Below are 1,069 nucleotides of genomic sequence, written 5' to 3' on the forward strand. Positions count from 1 at the left end.
ATTATCTTCGTAAAATTCCAAATCACTCGCCCACTAAACAATCTAACAGCTAAATCAAACGAACTTAGCAGTGGAGATGGAGATTTAACTAAAAAGCTAGATGATAAAGGTAATGATGAAATAGCTCAAGCTTGTAAAGCTATTAATATATTCTTAGAAAAAGTAAGAATTCTAATAGCACAAGCAAAAGATATCTCAAATGAAAACGCTTCAATAGCAAATGAATTAAGCCACACAAGTCTTCAAACAGGTAAGCGTGCAGAAGAAGGTAGTGTAATAGTTACAGAAGTAGCTAATAAAGGAACTAATACTAAAGCAAACCTTGATAAAGGTGTAATTGGTGCAGCTAAAGGTAAAGATGAATTAAGTAATGCAAGTAAGTTTATAAAATCAGCAAATGATGCTATTAATTCATTAACTAATCAAATAAATCATAGTGCTGATATAGAAAGTGCTTTAGCTAGTAAGATTGAGCAATTAAGCCGTGATGCTGATAATGTTAAATCTATTTTAGAAATAATTAACGATGTAGCAGACCAGACTAACTTACTTGCACTAAATGCTGCAATTGAAGCAGCACGTGCAGGAGAGCATGGTAGAGGATTTGCCGTAGTAGCTGATGAAGTAAGAAGTTTGGCTGAGAGAACTCAAAAAAGCCTTAGTGAAATAAATGCAACAATAAGCGTTATAGTTCAAGGTATTAAAGATGCAAGCGAACAAATGAGCACTAATTCAGCAGAAATTAGTAAATTAACTCAAGTAGCAAGTAATACTCAAGATACAATTAATGAAATGGGCAAAGTAATGAGTGAAGCTGTAAAAATTAGTGAAGCAACTGTAAATGATTATATAAGCACAAGTAAAGATATGAGCGAGATATTAAGTGGAGTAAATAATATGAATACTATCACTAATGAAAACGCAAGAAGCGTAGAAGAAATAGCAGGAGCAGCAAATCATCTAAGTGAGATGACAGAACAACTAAACAAAAAGCTAAATGAATTTAGAACTTGATTTATTAGCTTAAAAATAAACTTATTATTAGGAATTAGTATGCTAGTTCCTAATA

Annotated in this window: 1 protein-coding gene; it reads left to right on the forward strand. The window is 32.0% G+C overall.

Annotated features, from left to right (window positions below; translation table 11 throughout):
* On the forward strand, positions 1-1,014 hold a 1,014-nt coding region (locus KJQ99_RS09405; RefSeq protein WP_214150668.1), incomplete at its 5' end, for a methyl-accepting chemotaxis protein.
* Positions 1,015-1,069 lie beyond the last annotated feature (55 nt).

The organism is Campylobacter sp. 2018MI13, from assembly GCF_018501135.1.
GTDB lineage: Bacteria > Campylobacterota > Campylobacteria > Campylobacterales > Campylobacteraceae > Campylobacter_E.